The sequence below is a fragment of the Bradyrhizobium algeriense genome (assembly GCF_003062295.1).
In the GTDB taxonomy this organism is placed as follows: Bacteria; Pseudomonadota; Alphaproteobacteria; order Rhizobiales; family Xanthobacteraceae; genus Bradyrhizobium; species Bradyrhizobium algeriense.
Map to the genome: position 1 here is coordinate 55,911 of NZ_PYCN01000025.1, position 17,528 is coordinate 73,438.

The window sequence follows — 17,528 nt, forward strand, 5'->3', positions numbered from 1 at the left end:
GCGCCCTACTCTCAACGGTTCATAGTGATCGATGTGGTGCTGCGAGCGATTGCTGAGCGCACCAAAGGCCCTACTTCAAGACCGCGGGCGACTTCCACGCCCGCTCGCATGCTCCGTTGCGCAACCAACATGCTTGCGACCGAGTACGAGAGCCTTCTGTGCGATCGCGCGGTATCCCAAAACGAGCCTAGCTCGGGCGGGGGCGACTGGGACCTTCATAGAAGTAACCGTTGTTGCTCAATGTTTACAACGCAAAGGCTTTCAACGGGAGAAGATATGCCTTTTAAGGGCCTTGATCTAAATCTTCTTGTTGCGCTCGATGCTCTGATGACCGAGCGTAACCTCACCGCGGCGGCACGCAGCATCAAGCTGAGCCAGCCAGCCATGAGCGCCGCCGTCGCACGGCTACGCGCCTATTTCCGCGACGAACTATTTACGATGAGAGGCCGGGAACTTGTCCCAACACCGCGTGCCGAAGGGCTCGCCGCCCCTATTCGCAAGGCTCTGCTGCACATCCAGCTCTCCATTATATCCCAGGATGTGTTCAACCCTGCCAAATCGGATCGCCGCTTCCGGATCCTCCTGTCCGATTTCATGACAATCGTATTTTTTCGAAAGGTCGTGGACCGTGTCGCACGGGAAGCTCCCGCCGTCAGTTTCGAATTGCTGCCACTCGCCGATGCGACCGATGAGCTTCTCCGGCGCGGTGAAGTCGATTTTCTTATCTTGCCGGAATTGTTCATGTCGAGTGCACACCCTAAGGCGACATTGTTCGAGGAGAGCCTTGTGTGCGTCGGATGCCGCACGAACAAGCAGCTACCCGCGCAGCTTACATTCGAGGGATACATGTCCATGGGACACGTTGCGGTCAAGTTCGGGCTTACGCGAAAGCCCTCCATTGAGGAATGGTTCTTACTCAAGCACGGTCTCAAGAGACGCATCGAGGTCGTCGTGCAGAGCTTTAACATGATCCCGCCGGTACTATTGGACACTAGCCGCATAGGTATGATGCCCTCAAGGCTGGTTAAGCATTTCGAAAACACGATGCCCCTGCAGATCGTCGAACTTACGCGGTCACTTCCCGCGTTTACCGAGGCCGTCCAATGGCCCGCTTTTCACAATAGTGATCCGGCAAGCATCTGGATGCGGCAGATATTGTTGGAAGAGGCGTCCCGCATGAGTCCTCCGCCTGAGACCACGAAAGATCCAGGCGCCCCTAAATTCACTTAAAGCGTCTTCTCACCTCCTCTTCGCATCAATCCGGTTACCCCCAATCCTTCGTGAGAACCGACCCTCATTCATCGTAAGCGCGGATTCGCAAAAGCGTCCTACGTCCGTTATATCTGCACCCATATTTCAGCTGTCTCTCGCGAGTCTAATATTAGGCTCCTCTCGGCTTGACGCCATTCTCGCTCGAGCTCGTTAGCGACAATTTGCGGCGTTGAAAATTAGTGGCCCGTTGCAAATGGCTATCGAACCTGCCACACAGCAACGGTCTCAAGCCAGCGGTTGGGCTCGCTCGAGAGGATAGCAATCCAGTCGACAGCAGAGGCGGAGCGCGACATGCAACGACTTACGCGATCAACGACATTTCCCTACACATCGTCGGCGGCAGTTCTGGCATGAAGTCAGCTCCGATATCTTCTTCTCGCTCGACCTTCGTCTCTTCGGAGCTCATGACTTTCAAAGGGCGCCTGGCCCCTCGGACCGACCCCTATCGACCTCAAGCAGCGCATCATCTGCAAATCGAAGTGGTTGCAGAACTGATCTGCGAAGGCAAGCACGCGCTCCTGGCAACCCAAATTGCGCAACGAACTCGCAAGCGCGCTGATAACAGCAAAACTCGACATTTGCCTGGAGGGCGGGACTAGCGAATCGGCCCAGATGCGCTCAGCGCACTGGCATCGACTAATTTGGAAGGCATTGCCCGTCTACGTGTCTGTCATTTTGTATACCAGGCGCGGGCGAGCGAGCATGTCGGACAGACCAATCACTTACCGCTTCGCGCCAAGTCTCATCTACCGTGGTCCGATCCGTTGTGAACGGGATCAAAGAGCGGCCACCACTTTGCGATAGATATTGAGGCAGCGGGACTTAAGCTGAGAAAATGCTGTGACTATCGTTGTTGGATCAGCATTGGCTGCCGATCGTTGCTCGTATCGGCTCGGCGCTTTCTTGCAGCCATGGCTCAGAATAGCGGCGCACCGAATGTGAGAATCCTCTTCTTCGCCCCGCCAGTTCGGCTGCACATAGGCACTGCGGTGCTCGCAGTTCCGAGAAAAGTTAGTCGATATCGCCTGCGCGGCCTTGAGACGAAGCAAAGCGCGACTGTGTTGCGCAACAGCATCACTTCAACGTATACCGCACCTTCGTCGCTGTACGCCGGCGGTCTGTCTTCTTTTGGCCAAACGTCTTAGCCACGTGCGGCCGCCTTAGCGTTAATCACGGAGCCGAATGTTGCAGCAATACAGTGGTGTCTACGATCCGGAAGACCTCTCGGTCTTGGGAAGGCTTTTTGATGAAGCAGTCGCGGCGTTACCGGCTTCGATGCGAACTCCTGAAAATCGAACGGCAATCGCCACGCTTGTTCTGGAACGTGCAGCAGCCGGCGAGGCCCACTTGGCGTCCCTGATGAACTTGATGGGCGCCATTGCTTCTGCCGCTTGATCAGGCGACTCTCTGAGGACAGCAACCTTGCTGGCGCCAGAAGAGCCGCCTAGCTGGCGCCTGAAACGAAGCCATTTTCAGGTAGACCGTTGAAATAGCTTGAATCTCACGCGACGTCAGGTTGTAGGCTTGAAATTAGAGAACCATGACAAAACCTACACCACGAAGGCGTCGATGGCGCATTGGCGAGCTTGCAGAGGCGACCGGGGTAACGGTACGCACTCTGCATCATTATGAGCACACCGGCTTATTAAGTGCGTCGGAGCGCACCGACGGCGGTCACCGCATGTACGACCACGAAGGCCTCAAACGGGTACATCAAATCCGAGCGCTACGTGAGCTTGACTTCTCGCTTCACGAGATCCGTAGAGCGATAGAGGGCAGAACCTCGCTTACTGACCTATTGCGCAATCATTTGGGGAGAATTGAACTTCAAGTCGCGCGTGCAACCCTGTTGCGAAATCGTTTGCGCAACATGACGACGGATAGTGAATTGCACGTCAGTGTTGATGAGCTAGCTGCCACTCTGGATGCAATGTCGCGGGTTGAGGAAGAACGCCCTCAGCCGCTCCCATGCACATGCGTCATGGACTCAGGTCGAGAGGAGCGGTGGCGGAAGATCCTCGACGAGCTGCGCGATTGTGTGGATCGGGGCGAGCATCCCTGCAGCGAACGGGCAAATGCTGTGGCGCTTAAAGCGCGCTTGCTGATCACAGAGATCGCAGGAGCTGATTCGACCGTTTCAATGATACTGAAAGTTCTTGCGCGATTGAGCGCGCCACGCAGTATGGCTGGCTGGGATCCCTGCCTAATGCAATATCTCGACCTCGCACTTGCCGCCTTGAACGGATGAACTGCGCTGAACCTGCCGCGTATAATGCGTGCACCCCTGCTGTGTTCTCCATCTAGATGAGAATGATATGAGTTTTTTAGCGCCCAGGAACGCGCCGGTTGTGGTTTGCGTCAGATGGTTGAGGACTCGTGGCGCTCTTCTCTAACTTTTGCAGCGTCGCTCCTTCATCGAGACATGACTTTGGACACATTTATGAGACGAGCCCCCCGAAGGGCTTGAATCGTACATGGCGTCAGATTGTACGATCTACTGTAGGTGGCCACGCTCCCTGGCAACCTAGGGACAACTCCGCCTAGCCGGGAGGATCGCATGGCCTGCAGTACGTTCAGAGTTTCTGGGCGAGAGCTTCGGCATTCGGGACGCAGTGGATGATCATGGTGGCCTTGCAAGTGCTTGATCAGAGCGAGCCGTGCCGGTCGGGGTGATCGCGGGTGTGCTGGATGCTGACGCAGCGTTCGTTACGACGTAGTCGAGCTTCTCGCAAGGAGAGGCTTTGTCCGACAAACCGAACAAGACGGATTTATCTATCTCTCACTCACGGATAAGGATCGCAAACTTCGCGGATCTCGCTCGCTGCAAACCCAATTCGAATCGACATCATGTCGTTGGCACGTCGGTTGCTGCTCCAAAGGTTAAGTTAAGGATTACGAATGTCTCAAGCTGTTAGGCTCACGCCCCACGAGACGGTCAGAAGGCTCGAGCACTTCCGCAAGGAGCGGATTGTCAAAGTGCTCTATACGCCGGATGGGGTGCCGCCGCCGGCATACTTGCAGCTAAAACAGGACGACCAACTAGAGATCAGGGCGGGATGTATTCACGTCGCCGTTGCCGGACAGGAACGGGAGCTCGGTCCGAGTTCGGTATGTGACGTCTCAGGCGCCGGTCCTCACAAAGTATGGAATACAGGCGACGAACCCGCAGACTCCATATACGTAACGCCGCCGCGGGGATGGACATGCGAACCGTTTGCTGTGTTCGATCGATTGCAGCGTCAGGAGCGCCTCGGACGTGATGGGATGCCGAGATTGCCAGCGTTCGGCGTGTATCTCACTGCTTATCGCCACATCTTTCCTATAGCGGGACCGCAATGGTTGTTTCGCTCTGCCACGGCAGGTCCGGAGGCATCGGCCAGCCGCGGCTTACGCGCTGCCTTGAGGCATCCAAAGCTGGCGTTGTCTCATAACCAAGCGATGCCCTCGCATGGGCAGGAACGGCAAGCTGATAGCAAACTCAAGCAAACATCCGGAGCTCTAAGTGCCAATTTCTCGAATTACTGCAGCTGCAAGTGCAGCATTCCTCTCTTGTGCTTTGGCTTCGACCGCACCAGCTGCCGACGTTAATATCGCCGTGGTCGGCCCGATGACCGGAAGCACTGCTGCGCTTGGCGTACAGATGCGCGACGGTGCTACTGCCGCTGTCGATGCGTTAAATGCTTCGGGCCTACTTCCCGGTATCAAGGTCATATTGAGCGTCGCCGATGACGCGTGCGATCCCAAGCAGGCCGTCGCAGTTGCCAATCGGCTGACGATGGATCAAGTCAAGTTGGTCGTTGGCCACTTTTGTTCGTCTTCCTCTATCCCCGCTTCCGACGTTTACGCCGAAGCGGCACTTATTCAGATTTCACCTGGCTCAACGAATCCTCAGCTAACAGAGCGTGGTCTCAAGACGGTGTTTCGGATCTGCGGCCGCGACGACCAACAAGGACTCGTGGCGGCCGAATACATCTTGCGACATTATCCGAACAAGAAGATTGCCGTCCTTGACGACAAGAGTACCGCCGGCAAGGGCATTGCCGACTTCGTTGAGTCACGCCTTCAGGAAGCGGGCGAAAAGGTCATTCGGCAAAGCTATGTGGCCGGCGAAAAGGACTACACGGCCCTGGTCTCAAGAATGAAAAGAGACGGAATCCAGATCGCCTATATCGGCGGCTATTACAACGAGATCGGCTTGATTGTGCGTCAAGCCGCAGAAGCAGGCGCAGGTCTCACTATCATGGCGAACGATCCGTTGATGACCAGCGACTTTTCGGCGATCGCGGGCGAAGCAGCAAACGGCACACTGTTCACCTTCATGCCCGACTCCACCAAGAATGCTCAAGCGGCGGACGCCGTAGCTAGGCTCAAGTCTTCCAACATGTCAGCGGGAGGCTACACGCTCTACGCCTATGCCGCCGTCCAGGCATGGGCGGACGCGGTAAAGCGGGCCGGTACCTTCGACGGTCCGCGAGTAGCAGCTGCGCTTCGTTCGCAGCCAACCCAAACAGTAATCGGGCCGGTCCGGTTCGATACCAAAGGAGACAATGCAGCTCCCGGCTTCGTCGTATACCGGTGGCATAACAACATTGTCGAGACCGTCGAGTAGAACTCTTCGTTGTGACCGCACACGAGCCTAGATATTCAGCGAAGTAATGGAAATGATGAAACGTAATTCCGGACATGACGTGCTACTCGGGTCGGTTCTCGCGCTCGCGGTACTCGCGTCGTTTCTCGCGCTCGCAGTACTGCTCGTGGAGCTATCCTATGACGCCGATGCGCCAACGGAAGAGTTTATGCCCAACGGCACAGCTCGGCCGATGTCGCTGCGTTACTTTTGCTTAGCTCTTTGCCGAACTTCCACTGTGCGATCTGAGACCGACTCGTTCCGGACCAATATTTGGTACCTGGACCAACGCAGCGTGATATTGCTGCCAACTCAGAAATGACGGCAATGCCAATCCGTGACCGAGGCGGCTGATTGCTGCACTTTGGATGCCGGCCGTCCTCGCTGTCCCAACAAACACTCGAACTCTGTCCTCAGGCCGTCTACCGGACTGACTGACCGGCATGCTGACAACTGCAAGCGCCCTCGGTGGTTCAACGGGAGAAACCTATGTCCGATGCCAAATTGCAAAATGTGCTCTCTTCTCTTTCGCAGGCAGCGAAACAGCTAGATGCTCTGCCGTCCGACCGGCCTGCGCCGGCCGCTAATTACGTCAAACTAAACACGAATGAGAACCCATTTCCGTTGCCAGCAATCGTATGGCAAAGTGCAATTGTGGCGCTTGAGCGGCAGTATCTGTATCCAGAAGATGACAACATTAGCCTGAGGGAAACAGCCGCTAATATCTACGGCGTCGCGATCGATCATGTGATTGCCGGCAATGGATCATCTGAGCTTCTCGGGCTCATCTACAGAGCATTTCTTGCCCCGGGGCGACAGCGGCGCAATGCTGTCGCCAGGTTTTTCATTCAATCACAAACTTGTTATGTTGCAGGGTGCTCAACTGCTTGAAATCAGATGTAACGAACCTCAGTCGTTGCCGATAGAGCAATTGCTCTTTGGGCCAGCAAAAGATGCCAAGTTCATTCTGTTGGCGAATCCGAACAATCCGACCGGAACGTTCATCCCTATCGCCGATATCGAACGCCTCCTGGCACAATCGGACCGCCTCGTCGTGTTGGACGAAGCGTATGTCGATTCTGCGCCTGATAATGGCCTGCGGCCCCTCAGCCGTTATCCGGATCTTCTGCTCTTAAGAACACTTTCGAAAAGCTATGCCGCCGCTGGCGTTCGCGTCGGCTTCGGGTTCGGCCACCCGCAGCTTATTGGACGGCTTCGTAACATCCAGAACGTCTTCAGCATGAATGTAATCGGGCACGCGGTCGGCATCAGCATTCTTGCGCATCGCGCCGTCTATGAAGAGAACCATAGGCACATCAGGCATGAAAGACAGCGGGTTGCGACCGCATTGTCGCAACTTGGATTTTCTCTAACGCCCTCCCACGCAAACTTCTTGCTAGCGCGTGTGCCTGCGGGACACGACGGTAGATGGTGGCAGGCCGCTTTGGAAAGGCAAAGAATACTTGTTGCCTTCCTTTCCAATAACGCTCTTGAAAATTGCATCCGCGTGAGCATCGGGACAAAAACGCAAATGGATGCGTTTCTGGGAGCCGTCAGTGACATTTCTGACAGCTTAAAGCTAGGAAGATCGCCAGTTCTAACGTTCGGCATCTTCGATCACTTAGACGAGGACGGCCGCGACATCGCCCGACAATACGCAGATCGCCTCGTCCTGGCAGAGGCGTACGACAGACTCGGCTTCTTTGCATATCACGTGGCAGAACACCACTGTACGCCGCATGGGAGAGGTCCATCGCCAAATTTGTTCTTGTCGAGCGTCGCACAGCGCACACGGCAACTTCGTATCGGGCCATTGGTGATGCTGCTTAACCTCTATCATCTCCTGCGTGCGTTTGAAGAGATCTGTATGCTCGATCACTTGAGCGGTGGCCGGCTTGAGGTGGGTATCGGACGCGGCTCTCTTCCGCTTGAATTGGGCTACTACGGCATCAGTGCTGACGCGGCGCCAAGCCGTTATGAAGAAGCAAGCGAAGCCCTTATCAGCGCTATGAAAGGCGGCATGCTATCCTATCAAGGCCAACATTTTGAGCTAAACAGCGTTCCGTTGACGGTAAAAACTTATCAGCGTCCAAGGCCGCCGACATGGATTGCCACAAATCGACCCGAGTCCGCAGCTTGGGCAGCTGCCAATGGCGCAAATCTCGCGTGCGTAGGCCCCTCCTCTGCTGTACGCAAAGTAACTGATGCCTTCCGCGCTCATCGAGAGCCCAACGGCGAGGCTCACGATCAAATGCCATTTCTTGGATTGCTTCGCATGGTCGTGATTGCGCGTTCGGAGATAGATGCCTATTCGCTCGCGGCATCTGCTTACGCACAATGGCTCGAGAGCTTTAAGTTCCTTTACGAGCTCAATGCCATCCCTACACCACCACACCTTCCGCTGACCTTCGATGCGGCAATCGAGAGAGAATTGTGCGTCGTCGGAACGTCAGCTTCTGTGCGACAAGTTCTCCTAAATCAGCTGGAAGAGTCAGGTGCGAATTACCTTCTTTGTCAACTCGCATTTGGCAATCTGCCATTAGATGCTTCCCTGTGCACCGCAACCGCAATCCAATCCGAAATCATGGCTGGGACTTGGCCGACAATGATTTGCCCGTCCGGCTTTAGACATCAAACGTTGTGGCAGCGCTCCTAGACCCTTCCCGTATAGTCGGCGGGCAGCATGCGCTCACGATCAGCAGCTCCTGTTTGCTCACCACGACGTCCATGGGTCGACGAGGTGCGCTGTTGCCGCGATCCGGCAGCTCACGCTTTTCTAATCACACCTACGGAGGACTGACTAATGACGAAAGACCGATTCGCCATGGGCTTTGCCCTTGCATTGATTCTGATGGCGAGCTTTCCTGGAGCCGCCGGCGCGGAGGAGCCTGCGTACGCGGGCCTGAACGGGGGCGCGCCGATCAACACCGGCGACGTGTTGTCAGGCGAGCTCTACGCGATTCGCATACGCGATGCCAAGCACGGCAAAAAGGTCGCCTACCATATCATCTCCGCGCCGCGCCGGCTGCCCGAGCCGCACGCGCTGTGCAAGCTAGAGACCGGACCGGTAATGTTTCAGCTGCTCACAACTGGCGAAGCGCACGCCAGTCAGCTGAAGCCACTAGTCGGCAAGAGGATCTCGGTGAAGGTCGATGAAATCGCCTGTGCCGACGCTGAGCAGATGAGCGAGGCGGTGATCAAGAAGTGGAGTCTGGTGAAACAGCGTTGACTTGTTAGAGCCTGCGCTGACGATGTTCCAGCATATCGCGCAACCAGTTGCGGAATTCGCCCCACTGCCGTGGAAGGCAACTAGCTGCAGGGCAAGGATTTGGATCTATAGAACGAAGCTTAGGCCATGATGAAGCATTTTTCGTTGAAGACCCATATAGGCAATCACAAGCTGCGTCCGAAACGCAGATGCTGAACTACGGCTACGACCCGCAATTATCGCAAGGAGCGGCTAAACCGCCGGTCTTTCTGACCTCGACCTTCGTTTTCCGGACTGCCGAGAAGACGGGATGGACTTTCGATTTCGTCTCAGATCGGCGCGAGCCTCCCGAGGGAATGGGACGCAGGCCTAGTTTATTCGCGGTTCAATCACCCCAACAGCGAAATTGTCGAGGACGGGATTTCCATCTACGAGCGCATAGAGAATTGCGCACCATCCGGCATGGCGGTGATTGCGACGACGATCCTCGCGTTCGGCAAGCCCTGGCGACGTGATTCTGCACTCTCAACCCACTCTACGGTGCACCGGAAGCGTTGCTTGTGAAGACGCTTGCGGGCCTTTCGATTCGGTGCCGTCGGCTTTGCCGACGGCCTCGACGAGACCGGAGTCAGGCTGGCGGCGGGGGACGCGATACACAAAGGTAGGGTTCCAATGATTTTCATCGAAACTCTGGCAAACCCAACCGATGGGCCGGTCGATATTGCGATGGTCCGCCGCGTCGCAGAGATGACCGGCCGCGCCCAGGGGCACACGCCAATCGTCGCGTGCGATAACACATTGCTAGGGCCAGTGTTCCTGCGCCCGATCGAACATGGTGCGGATTTCACTTTGTATTCACTGACCAATATGTCGCGGTCATTCAGACCTGATCGCTGGCGCTGCGCTCGGGTCAAGAGCCCTCATGAAGGACGTCAAAGCGCCGCGAGGCGCCACCCGCACCCAACTGGACCCGCATTCCTGCTGGATGATCAGCCGCTCGCTCGAAACACTGAGCCTTCGCATGGAAAAGCCGATAGAAATGCGCATCTCGTAGCGCAATACCTGCGCGACTACGAAAAAGTGGCCTCGCTCACCACGAGGCAGACGGGCCGCGGGCCGGCTATTCGCGAAGCAATGCACTGGCACAGGTTCCACATTTTCGTTCGATACTGTCGACGGAAAAGCCGCCGCATACAAATTTCGGAACGCGCTGAAACTCTTCAAGCTGGCAGTGAGCCTGGGCGGTACCGAGTCGCTTGCCAGCCTACCCGCAAGCAGGACGCACTCAGGTGTTACGACTCACATCCGGGAAAAATCGGCGTCCTCGACTCCACCATCCGGCTATCGATCGGCATCGAACATCCGTCGGACCTAATTGCATATATCGCGCACGCGTTGACCGAGGCATAGCTGCAGGCGTGCGGCTGCTGGGACCGCCCCGCCAGGCGCCCATAAATGCTGTCCCGCGGGGCTTGTTGCCAACTCGACACCTCGGTCCCGTAATCACTTTGACGACGTGCTTGTGACCTCCGAGCAACCCTGAGCTGCGCTGCGCAGAATGCGTGATGGGCAAGCTGCCAGCGCGACTGCTCTTTTCGTCCACAGAGGTCTGATTGCCATATCGATGCCATTAACCGGGCTATCAGGAGCATAGATGCAGCAGCAGCATCGCTAAAGGAGAACCGTAAGTGCGCGTTAGTCCGTATTTTGAGGAGATCAAGGCTCGCGCGCTGCAACTGCTAACTAGCTTTCGGCCCACCGCAACCACATTCCCTCGAATCAAAGGGGAACTCCGACATTCCGTGCGCAGCGCACTCAGCCAAGCACGCGACGAGATGTACAAGCGCGAGAGACCCCGCATCATGGGGTCGCGAGCGGAACGCGCTGCTGCGTATCGGCGCACTCACTTCAACATCGGCAACTTCGCGCGAGCAGAGCGGGAAATTCGCAAGCTCATGTGGACGCGGCTGCACCACTGACAGTGGCGCCTTTATTTTACCCAGCGCTCGGTATCGGCAACTCTTACATACATTGCAGCGTTTTGGCATAAGATCAAATCGCGCGCGAGCCTCGCGCCACCGCATCGTCTGAATGTTTTAGACGCGACACTCTTCGGCTGCATTTGCATCTCAACCAGGGACTCGAAACCTAAATGGACGTTACAAATAGCGGCGTTTCGTCGAGAGACTCTGCGGGCATCGCAAGAGACAGCAAATCCGAGCTTAATAAAGCTCGTCACCGACCGCTACTTCAAACGCGAGCGGAATGGACGCTACCTGCTCGGCGAATCTGTTTCCGACCTGTTAAAGCGCGTCAAGGCGCAGAAGCGCGAAGAAGAGACGAGCCCCGCCTCACAGGATCTGCTCATCGCCCGATCCGAAGAGCGCTTAATGTCGGCGCCGACAAGCCACTAGATTAAGCAACACTGCGCAATCCTCAAGGAGATCTGCGGCGTGCTCAAGTAGACATCTTGCGATCCCATCGATAATTGCAACCGGATCCGGCGTTACGTCGAAGCGCGCCGCGATGATGTTCGAGCGCTGAACAAACATTCACACGATCCCGTTCGGCTCGCCGAAGAACGCAGGAATGCCAATCCAACCACTACTGACGACGAGAAGGAGGATCAACGTGTCTGAGCAGCGAATGATCACGGCAGGCGATTCGATCGCGAGGATCGATCGTGTCTTTCAGAACTTTCGGAAAATGATCGATACTGACAATTCGATTTCCCCTTGCGTTCGAGGCGCGATGCACGCATTGCTCGATGAGGATCTTCTTTTGGCGAGAGCGAGAATTCTCGACTATATCGCGAAGCATGAGGCGCACCGGCGATGAGTATCCCTGCGGACGTTTCAGGTGCTGAGGCCCTTGCCCTCGCCGAGGAGCGGTTCGCGTACGCTTGCGCGGTAATTGACGCTAATCCGGACGTGCTGCTCGAGATTCGCGACCTGTCGCTGGAGTTCAGGATGCGGATCATCCCGCAAGCGGGGACGTCATGACGCGGTCCCCGCAGCACCAGCACTCGCCCAAGATCGAGGGCATCGCGCGAAAGCTCGAGATCGTGGTGGCGGAGCTAGCTTCGCTTTCGAATGCTGCTCGCAGCGAGCGGCATTAAGGCGCCGCCACCTCTCGATGAGGACTATAGCAGTATTCAGCGGGTCGCGGAGATCCGTCACGTTAGCCCCGAGGGGTGCTCTCTCGCATTTCGCCGGGGCAAGCTACGTGCCGAGAAGCGCGGTGGCCGCTGACACGGTTGCGCGGTATAGCCGTACATCAACCGACAATAGGCAAATCATGGACAAGGTTTCACAAATCGAGGCGGAGCTTCGACAGATGGCAGCAGTGTATGCCCGTAAATGCATTGCGCTTGCCAAGCTGCAGGAGGCGTACTGTAGCAAACTCAACGAGTGCTCGAGGCCGAGCTGGCGCGCGACCGACACAGCACCGCTGGGACCCGCGAACGAGATGATCATCACCGACGCCTGTGCTGCGATCGACCAGGGTTTCCGAAAGGATTGTAGAGACCCGATGAATGGGCACATTGACCATCCCGGCGTGTCTAGCGGGACCACGGCCGAGGTGAGAGAGTTGCGTCTCGGCCTGTTGTAGGTTGTTGCCATCGTTCAGGTACTTCACGACTTATCGAGTTGTCGTTGCCCTGCCAACATCAGCGACGGTCGCCAGCCACTCTGAATTCAAGCAAAGTGCGCTTGCGACTTCACGACAATAAGGGCTCCTCGGTTAGCGGCCTCTTTCATTTACGTTACCGAGCCCGCTCATTAGCGAAAGCAGACGCCCATCTCCTTCGGAATTCGGAAACTTGCCCGCCCTTCGAGCGAGCGTCCCGGTAGGCATTTCGATAGTTGGGCCTTCGGCGGACCGCCTCCCAGGCGAAATCCGCCACCTCCCCTGACTTGATGGCGTGCTGATACGCGCCCGGCAGCCAGTCGAACTCGGACATTGCTCTGATCCCCTGCCGTAAGGCGATTGCGAAATGTCTATGAAGCCTTTGGTTGTTGGGGAAGCCACCAATTGTGCATTGCGTGATGCGTACAGGCGATCACGTTGTCAGTGGGAGAAATCCATTCTCAATTGCGAATTCTAATCGACAAATTCTTGCTATTTGGTCGCGCCGCCGCGCGCAGCAAATCGCGGTAACCGTGATCAGCCATCCATTTTGCTCGCGCCAAGTGACTATCAAACGCATTGCGAGCGCACGCCGGCTCGCGATCTGGATCAATATACAAGACCATCCGAGCCACCTCTTTCCAGTCGGCGCCATCGGTCTCGGCATCGAGAAGCCGCCAATACGTCACGAGATGCTGTTCATCGTAGCCCGTGAGCACCGGATCATCCGGAGCTGAATCGGCGACATCAGGATCGAGTGGCGGGGTCTTCATGGGTGTTACCAACAACTCCGTTGCTCGAATTTCGTCCCCTGTGTGTGGGCTTCTCCACACAACCGCCATAAAGCGATCAAGTCCAGCATAAAAATTCCTCAGAAGGACTAGTCATGAGACTAGTCGCGATCCGCTCGCATCACTGGGCTAATCGCTTTGTCCGCGTATTATACCACCTAGCGCAATATACGCGATTGCTTCCTATCCTGCAGATGGACATTCGCAAGGTCTTTGGAGCAGATGGTCGATTTCGCTTGGCCCTAGGCCGGCTAGCGCCGCGCTTGGCTGATTGTGCCTTCTTCGTGGAGATCGGGGTACGCTTCGGCCCGACGCCCACAGCCTGGTACTGATCATCATCACTACAAAAAGATTGTCCGAAATATATGCACAAGTTTCGGCCCCGCCTCGCCCACGAGCCGATGGCGTCGCGCCCGCGCGCGACCTCGTTCACCTAGTTGCCGCCGCCGACTTCGCCCGTGTCAGCGGCCGCAACATAGCCTTTCTCCTCAGAGAGTTATCCGTTCATTACCGGAATGGCTGGGCGGAAACGCGCCAAAGCAACAAGCGCAGCTTCTTCCCCACGCGGGTCATTTGCTTTTGGCCGACCTTCGTTGACGAGATCAAGCAACCTCTCGTACCGGAGTCGGTCATTTTGCGCCTGCACCTCCTCGGGGCCGTACGCTTCCCTATTGGAACGAGGTCAAGGACATCTGCCCGCAGCAAATAGAACTTGGGATAAACGACGCCACGTTGGATCCAATCAGTGAGTAGGGCAATGAGATCACCCCGTAGCGAGGTGATATTCGCATCAGACAATCGCCCCGCGCGAACATCTCTAGCCCTGAGATCTACGTAGCGAAACCATATCCGAGTCCAGTTGCAGAACTCTTCGCACGAAATTTCCGCGATAGACGGCGTGACTGGGCACGAGTTTGCGACCACCGTCCAGACGGTGCTTCACGCTTGGAAATTTCCGGGTCTGCCTACCGTCTCCTTCGACGACAAGACGCACGATATTCTCATTGACGGGAAAAGCCGCCGCGCAAATGGAAAGGGCGTCCGGGCTTTAATGAATGCTGCGTTTAAGATTGGTGTGCTGTTGTACTGCCGGAAGAAGGAGCTCCCGCATCCAGGCATCGTGGTTCTCGATAGTCCACTGCTGAGCTACCGCGATCCGCTGACCTCTCGGCATGGCGAGCTGGCTGCTGACGAAAAGGAAGTGAAGGATAGCGGACTCAAGGAACATTTCTATCGGTTCCTAGGAGCCTGTCCCTATAATGGACTTAGGATTAAGCGAGGCGGGTTCTGAAGCTTTTTGGGGAGACAGGTTCTCCTCAGCGTGCGGCGGCGAGTTTTGCGAGGTTGTGGGCGATGCAGATCATGGCCCATTCGGCTTTGACCTTGTCGATGCTGCGCAGGAGGAACTGGCGGAAGCCTCTTGCCTGCTTGATCTGACCGAAGACGGGCTCGACGATCTGTTTTCGCAATCGATATCGGCTTCGATAGCCTGCGCGCTTGAGCTTTGTGCTCATTCTGGCGACGAGCGTGCCGGATTTGAGCTTTCTTTTTGTCGTGGCCGCCTTGGTGCCGTGCTTTTGCCGTCCGGTGGCGACGTAGCCCTCGATCCGGCGTCGAATGAGCGTGCGAAGATTGGCTTGCGAGCAATAGCCTGCATCGGCCGACGCTTCATCCGGGTTCTTCCCGAGATTGGCTTTGATGGCATCGAGCAATGGCGCAAGCTGCGCCTGATCGCTTGGCGAGTTGGTCAGCGTGTGCGCCACGATGATCTGATGGGCGCCATCGACGGCGGCCTGTGCGTTGTAGCCCTGGATGAAGCCGTTTTTGGTCGGCATTCCGCCTGGTCGGTGTGCGCGACCGGAGAATGATCCAGCAGGTCCCTTTGATAGAGCCGTCGGAACTCCGCCATCGCGCCGATGACGACGGCCGAATCCCCGGCTTCCCATGCCCCCTTCAACACCTCATTCGCCTTCTGCAGCAGCGTGCCCTTGCCCCGGAACGCGCCAGCCTTCCTGAGGTCGATCAGACCGTCTTCCGCCTCGGACGCCCACTGCTCCACGTTGGCGACACGCGTCACGGAGAAGGAAAGCTTCTTCAGCGTGCCAGACGAGGCAGCGAGCCGCGCCATGAGCGGCGCGTAGAGGTTCTCCAGCACTGATTGTTCCGCGACAAGCGCGTCGAAAGCGCTGCCATAAGCCTCCTCGCGTTGCGTCTGCAGGTCGCGCGCCCGATCTCTGGCGCCCTGTGCGTCCTTCAGCTTATCGGTAAGCGTTTGCAGCGCTGCGGTCTCGGTCGCGATGCTGCCAGAAAGCGCTGTGTATCGTCGCTGCGTCTCCTTGTCGGCGCTGACCAGCTTCTCCAGCCGCGCCATCTCCGCCTCAAGAACGGCTTGTGACAGCGTGCTCAGATCGACGTCGTCTCGAAAGTACGGCGTGTTCGGATCGCTCGGCGCCGGCGTCGTTCCCTTGAGCTTGGCGATCTCGCCATCGACCCATTTCACGTAGCCGGCGAGATCATTGTCGACGGGTCCTTTGTAGTCCAGCAGGAAGGACGCCCACTGCTCTGCTGACATGCCACTGTGGGTATGGCGCGACTGGGCCTGTCTCAGCGCTTCTGGAGCCTGGTTACGCCGTAGGTCCTTCACCTCGTCCTGCATTGCCAGGAAGGTTTGCCGCTGGCCGGCGAACTGCCGCAGCTTCGCCCGAACCTGGTTTGCGGCTCCCGCCAATTCCGTGTGACGCTGGGCTCGCTTCTCGCTGCCGGCCGATACGAGCTTGGCACGGTCGGCCGTGTACGCATCGACCAGCTTCTTCTTTTGCGCGACCTGCCCCTCATAGGTCGCGATCAGCTTTTCCTTCTCCAGCTCGGTACCGATGCGCTCGGAGATCTGCGACACGGCCTCGGCCTCGCGTTCACGCGCAAGGCGATGGCGCGATGCGCGGTGGTCGAGAAGCTCGGCGAAGTCCAACGTGCCGTCCCGGGCGTCGTCTGGATGGGCCTCAAAGATCACCCGTTCGATTTCGCGCAAAAGGCCGTCGGTCAGCCCGCTCGACGAGCAAAGCTCCTCCACGAACTGCTGCGACAGATACCGCACGCGCTCATAACTAAACGGCCCGTTGGCATCCGAGCCATCGAGCGCGCGGACGCTCGGTTCTCCGGAAGCCCAACTCACCTTGACCTTCCCATCACCGACAAGGGGACGGCAAGGCGACATCGTCGAGCTTGTGGGCGTCACTCCCGTGCAGACAGGGTTTCAACCCACCGCATCGGGCTCGCATTTCATCGGGGCCAAGATCCCTCTGGCCTAGCCAGAACTCGCGCTGGGCCGGGCTGCTGGCAAAGATCACATGCGCAAAGCCTTCGATTTCGCGTCGGATCGTCTGGTCCGCAGCCTCCCGCACGCCCGACGTTCCGTCTGTCGCGCCACCCGCGACCGCAATCAGTATGTTCTTTTTCGCCCAGCCGCTCTCCGAGAACACCTCGCGCAATTTTTGGAAGTTGACCTTGAACTGGTTGGCTCCATAGGCCAGCGCCGCGCGGTCGTCGGTGATGTCCGGATCGGCCTTCTTGCCAAGCTTGATGAGGTCCGCGCGCGTGCAATCGAAGCGGTCCTGCATGACGTTAAACTGCAGACGCGACAGCAGTCGCTGCAATTCCTCGATGTGCTTTGGATCCTCCGGGCTGACAAACAGGTGAAGATTGACGAATCCGCCCTTGGCTGTGGCCACGTCGAGCCGTAGCTCGACATTCGGGAAGATCAGCTTGGTGGCAGGCAGCCGGCCAACCGCTTTGTGCTTCAGCACCTCTTCGTAGGTATCAGTCACGTAATAGTCGGTCAGGGCGATCGCCTCGATGACCGGCATGGCCCGCTCCAGCGCGGTGAGATAGTCACTCCACGCTGTGGGACCGCAGAACTGGTTGTTCATCACCGTGCCCGGTGCATGAATATGCGGCTCCCACCGCCGCCACTCCGATCCCCGACTGAGCATTCGCCTGCCCC

12 protein-coding genes and 3 pseudogenes are annotated in these 17,528 nt (G+C 57.2%); 11 read left to right on the plus strand and 4 right to left on the minus strand.

Going from position 1 to position 17,528, the window contains the following annotated elements; genetic code table 11:
• Positions 1 to 276 precede the first annotated feature (276 nt).
• The 10 genes and pseudogenes from C7G61_RS32395 to C7G61_RS45015 all read left to right on the plus strand — a co-directional run bounded on the left by C7G61_RS32395 (position 277) and on the right by C7G61_RS45015 (position 12,719).
• On the plus strand, positions 277 to 1,230 hold the full coding sequence (locus tag C7G61_RS32395; protein WP_108521588.1) for a LysR family transcriptional regulator: 954 nt from the start codon (positions 277 to 279) through the stop codon (positions 1,228 to 1,230).
• Positions 1,231 to 2,454: 1,224 nt separating this feature from the next.
• Entirely contained in the window at positions 2,455 to 2,667 is a 213-nt protein-coding gene (locus C7G61_RS32400) for a hypothetical protein (RefSeq protein WP_244608561.1), read from the plus strand.
• A gap of 145 nt (positions 2,668 to 2,812) precedes the next feature.
• Positions 2,813 to 3,520, plus strand: a complete 708-nt coding sequence (locus C7G61_RS32405) for a MerR family transcriptional regulator (RefSeq protein WP_108521590.1) — start codon at positions 2,813 to 2,815, stop codon at positions 3,518 to 3,520.
• A gap of 1,254 nt (positions 3,521 to 4,774) precedes the next feature.
• Positions 4,775 to 5,881: a branched-chain amino acid ABC transporter substrate-binding protein gene (locus C7G61_RS32410; protein WP_244608562.1), complete on the plus strand. Its 1,107-nt coding sequence runs from the start codon at positions 4,775 to 4,777 to the stop codon at positions 5,879 to 5,881.
• A 507-nt stretch (positions 5,882 to 6,388) separates the two neighbouring features.
• Positions 6,389 to 7,478 (plus strand): annotated as a pseudogene (locus C7G61_RS46250) (pyridoxal phosphate-dependent aminotransferase); the annotation flags it as partial.
• Positions 7,461 to 8,555 carry an LLM class flavin-dependent oxidoreductase gene (locus C7G61_RS32420; protein ID WP_244608567.1) on the plus strand — a complete coding sequence of 365 codons (1,095 nt, stop codon included), beginning with the start codon at positions 7,461 to 7,463 and terminating at the stop codon, positions 8,553 to 8,555. The pseudogene C7G61_RS46250 and the gene C7G61_RS32420, both read left to right, overlap by 18 nt.
• Positions 8,556 to 8,702: 147 nt before the next feature.
• A complete protein-coding gene (locus tag C7G61_RS32425; RefSeq protein WP_108521594.1) occupies positions 8,703 to 9,128 on the plus strand; it encodes a hypothetical protein in 426 nt (141 codons plus the stop codon).
• Between the two features lie 126 nt (positions 9,129 to 9,254).
• Positions 9,255 to 10,517 (plus strand): annotated as a pseudogene (locus C7G61_RS47830) (cystathionine gamma-synthase family protein).
• A gap of 1,424 nt (positions 10,518 to 11,941) precedes the next feature.
• Positions 11,942 to 12,109 (plus strand): hypothetical protein, encoded by a 168-nt coding sequence (locus C7G61_RS45010; RefSeq protein WP_190242060.1) that lies wholly within the window; start codon positions 11,942 to 11,944, stop codon positions 12,107 to 12,109.
• A 295-nt stretch (positions 12,110 to 12,404) separates the two neighbouring features.
• On the plus strand, positions 12,405 to 12,719 hold the full coding sequence (locus C7G61_RS45015) for a hypothetical protein (RefSeq protein ID WP_190242061.1): 315 nt from the start codon (positions 12,405 to 12,407) through the stop codon (positions 12,717 to 12,719).
• A 154-nt stretch (positions 12,720 to 12,873) separates the two neighbouring features.
• Here C7G61_RS45015 and C7G61_RS47570 read toward each other — a convergent pair whose 3' ends face one another.
• Both C7G61_RS47570 and C7G61_RS32460 read right to left on the minus strand, forming a co-directional pair.
• Positions 12,874 to 13,071 (minus strand): transcriptional regulator domain-containing protein, encoded by a 198-nt coding sequence (locus C7G61_RS47570; protein ID WP_108521601.1) that lies wholly within the window; start codon positions 13,069 to 13,071, stop codon positions 12,874 to 12,876.
• Positions 13,072 to 13,198: 127 nt separating this feature from the next.
• Positions 13,199 to 13,510: a DNA -binding domain-containing protein gene (locus C7G61_RS32460; protein ID WP_108521603.1), complete on the minus strand. Its 312-nt coding sequence runs from the start codon at positions 13,508 to 13,510 to the stop codon at positions 13,199 to 13,201.
• Between the two features lie 877 nt (positions 13,511 to 14,387).
• On the opposite strand from C7G61_RS32460, the gene C7G61_RS32465 reads away from it, so the two are divergent.
• Complete coding sequence (locus C7G61_RS32465; RefSeq protein ID WP_108521605.1) at positions 14,388 to 14,819, plus strand: hypothetical protein; 432 nt, start codon at positions 14,388 to 14,390, stop codon at positions 14,817 to 14,819.
• A 25-nt stretch (positions 14,820 to 14,844) separates the two neighbouring features.
• Here C7G61_RS32465 and C7G61_RS32470 read toward each other — a convergent pair whose 3' ends face one another.
• Positions 14,845 to 15,474 (minus strand): transposase, encoded by a 630-nt coding sequence (locus C7G61_RS32470; RefSeq protein WP_108521607.1) that lies wholly within the window; start codon positions 15,472 to 15,474, stop codon positions 14,845 to 14,847.
• A pseudogene (locus C7G61_RS47260) lies at positions 15,357 to 17,517 on the minus strand (TrlF family ATPase); the annotation flags it as partial. The gene C7G61_RS32470 and the pseudogene C7G61_RS47260, both read right to left, overlap by 118 nt.
• Positions 17,518 to 17,528: the final 11 nt, after the last annotated feature.

Excerpts from the sequence above, each read along its gene's own strand:
- C7G61_RS45015 (WP_190242061.1), top strand. The coding sequence starts at position 12,405 with ATGGACAAGGTTTCACAAATCGAGGCGGAGCTTCGACAGATGGCAGCA.
- C7G61_RS45010 (WP_190242060.1), top strand. The coding sequence starts at position 11,942 with ATGAGTATCCCTGCGGACGTTTCAGGTGCTGAGGCCCTTGCCCTCGCC.
- C7G61_RS32400 (WP_244608561.1), top strand. The coding sequence starts at position 2,455 with ATGTTGCAGCAATACAGTGGTGTCTACGATCCGGAAGACCTCTCGGTC.
- C7G61_RS32395 (WP_108521588.1), top strand. The coding sequence starts at position 277 with ATGCCTTTTAAGGGCCTTGATCTAAATCTTCTTGTTGCGCTCGATGCT.
- C7G61_RS32425 (WP_108521594.1), top strand. The coding sequence starts at position 8,703 with ATGACGAAAGACCGATTCGCCATGGGCTTTGCCCTTGCATTGATTCTG.
- C7G61_RS32470 (WP_108521607.1), bottom strand. The coding sequence starts at position 15,474 with ATGGGAAGCCGGGGATTCGGCCGTCGTCATCGGCGCGATGGCGGAGTT.
- C7G61_RS32460 (WP_108521603.1), bottom strand. The coding sequence starts at position 13,510 with ATGAAGACCCCGCCACTCGATCCTGATGTCGCCGATTCAGCTCCGGAT.
- C7G61_RS47570 (WP_108521601.1), bottom strand. The coding sequence starts at position 13,071 with ATGTCCGAGTTCGACTGGCTGCCGGGCGCGTATCAGCACGCCATCAAG.
- C7G61_RS32405 (WP_108521590.1), top strand. The coding sequence starts at position 2,813 with ATGACAAAACCTACACCACGAAGGCGTCGATGGCGCATTGGCGAGCTT.